Consider the following 1,899-nt stretch of genomic DNA (forward strand, 5'->3'; position numbering starts at 1 on the left):
TAGTTCTTCATCATAAGAGCGACACAGCGGGGGAAATAGGTTCTGCTTCATCACCTTACATTGTGGCACAGGACAATAGCCCTTACTCTGTCCCAGGAGGGCTGAGTATGACGGACGATGAAGTTGAGGCTGTGGCCGCGGAGTTGGCCAAAGCGGGTGGGATCTCGTGGCATTCAGGGCAGGAGCGCGGCCCCCTCAAGCTCGTTATGGACCGCTACCGGGACCGGGCTCGCCTCGCCATTGCTACTCTTGAGCGTGTACGGGCCGCCAAGCAGGTCATCTCTCCCGGTTCCATCGGGGGCGAGCAGCCCGGACCAAGCGCAGAAGCCACCCTTGAACCTGTCTCAGGCGATATGGTGTCTGAAGGAAGCTTGGTCCTGTACCGCCCTCCGGGCGACAAGAGGACATATCCGTGTCGGGTCGAGAAGCTTGAGGGGAGCCGCGCTTACCTTGTCCCTGAGCTTCCAACCTGCACAGGGTGGGTGGATCTCGCTAACCTCTCCTCTCCGGCAATTCAGTAAGGTGTCGCAGCCATGACCACTTTCACCAACGGCAAGCCGGCACCTCCTGCTGGCCCTATTGACATCAACCTATCGTCGAGTTCTTCGGATTTGTCCGCACAGGGCCTCTCGGGAGCAGCACGCTACTACTTCAATCTCACCAATGGCGAGACCATGATCCGAGACGAGGAGGGCATTGTGGCATCCAGCATCCGGGCAGCGGTGGTCTCCGCCATGGAAGCCGTCGAGGAGCTTCGCGCCCATGATCCATCCAACTCGGATGAATGGCAGGGATGGCGGCTGGAGATTGTCGATGCCTCAGGTCAGGCAATCCAGGCGATCCCGCTTGATGCTCTCTCGGCTCACTAGCCCAGTGTCGGAAGCCAGTCGGTCACATTGGTGCGAGTGAGGGCAACGGGCCGTTAACTCCCTGCCTCTACACACAAGCCACCCCGCGCCCCCATCGCGGTTTGCTCCCGCATGGAACCCCGCTCGGCTCTACCTCGAGCGGGGTTTCTGCGTTGCTACTCCAATTTGCCCCTTGGAGAGCGGCCGAAGATCCCGAGAAGGTTCAGGTGTTGTGGTGGAATGGCGAGCGCTGGAAGGACCCTGGTCCGTTCAGCAGGCTGACGATGCCGGTCGACCAAGCCGTCGAGTACATCGCCTCAGAGCCCGCTTTCTGGATCCATGTCTGATCCTCGAGCACCCTCAAAAATGGCCAAACTCCAGCTTAGAATTTAACCGCTAAGGGGCATGATCGAGATGAGAGATCTCATCGACCTACTCCTGAGTATGGACCGGACCAGCATGGTCACTCCTGTGGTGGATCGTAGGACAGCGCCCAATCGGCCGCCGCGTACCAGCATCGTGCAGGATCGACGGGCCTCTTCCACACGAGCGTCTTCACGAACTCCGCCCCACCCCCGTCGAACGCGGCCGCAAGCCGCTCCCTCTCGTCCTCGCTGACCGCAAGCCGCCCCTCGGCACACACGAAGCCCGCCGGGCTCACCACCCGGACCGGATGCTCGGATCCGCTCTTCTCCACGAGCAGGACACCGCCGCGCAACGTGTGCCGCGGTCCTCCGGGCGATCTCGGCCGCCCGGCAACGCCGATCGGGAAGACCAGATGCCCCTTCGGGCGCAGGCGCTCGATCCATGGATCGGCCGGCCGTTCGACGGCGAAGTTCACGTAGATGCCATCGACATCGCTGCGCGGCCAGGCGGCACCATCGTCCTGGACGACCTCGACGTTCGGCCACGGCGCGAGGTTGACCCGTGCCTGCTCGGCCAAAGCCGGATCGTACTCGACCGCGGTCACCTGGCCTGAGGAACCGACCAGTTCGGCCAGGATGGCGCTGTAGTAGCCCGTGCCGGCGCCGATATGCGCAATCGTGCTCCC

General features: G+C 62.4%; 3 protein-coding genes. 2 read left to right on the plus strand and 1 reads right to left on the minus strand.

The window, feature by feature from the left end; genetic code table 11:
- Positions 1-107: 107 nt before the first annotated feature.
- Both FS320_RS42485 and FS320_RS42490 read left to right on the plus strand, forming a co-directional pair.
- Complete coding sequence (locus FS320_RS42485) at positions 108-521, plus strand: hypothetical protein (protein WP_152718533.1); 414 nt, start codon at positions 108-110, stop codon at positions 519-521.
- A 12-nt stretch (positions 522-533) separates the two neighbouring features.
- A complete protein-coding gene (locus FS320_RS42490) occupies positions 534-869 on the plus strand; it encodes a DUF6894 family protein (protein WP_244627746.1) in 336 nt (111 codons plus the stop codon).
- A 442-nt stretch (positions 870-1,311) separates the two neighbouring features.
- Here FS320_RS42490 and FS320_RS42495 read toward each other — a convergent pair.
- Positions 1,312-1,899, minus strand: a 588-nt coding sequence (locus tag FS320_RS42495; RefSeq protein ID WP_152718534.1) for a protein-L-isoaspartate O-methyltransferase family protein, incomplete at its 5' end; no start/stop codon positions are given.

The sequence above is a fragment of the Microvirga tunisiensis genome, assembly GCF_009296175.1.
In the GTDB taxonomy this organism is placed as follows: Bacteria; Pseudomonadota; Alphaproteobacteria; order Rhizobiales; family Beijerinckiaceae; genus Microvirga; species Microvirga tunisiensis.

Bases quoted from the DNA above. Each gene is read 5' to 3' on its own strand.
- FS320_RS42485 (WP_152718533.1), top strand. From the start codon at position 108: ATGACGGACGATGAAGTTGAGGCTGTGGCCGCGGAGTTGGCCAAAGCG.
- FS320_RS42490 (WP_244627746.1), top strand. From the start codon at position 534: ATGACCACTTTCACCAACGGCAAGCCGGCACCTCCTGCTGGCCCTATT.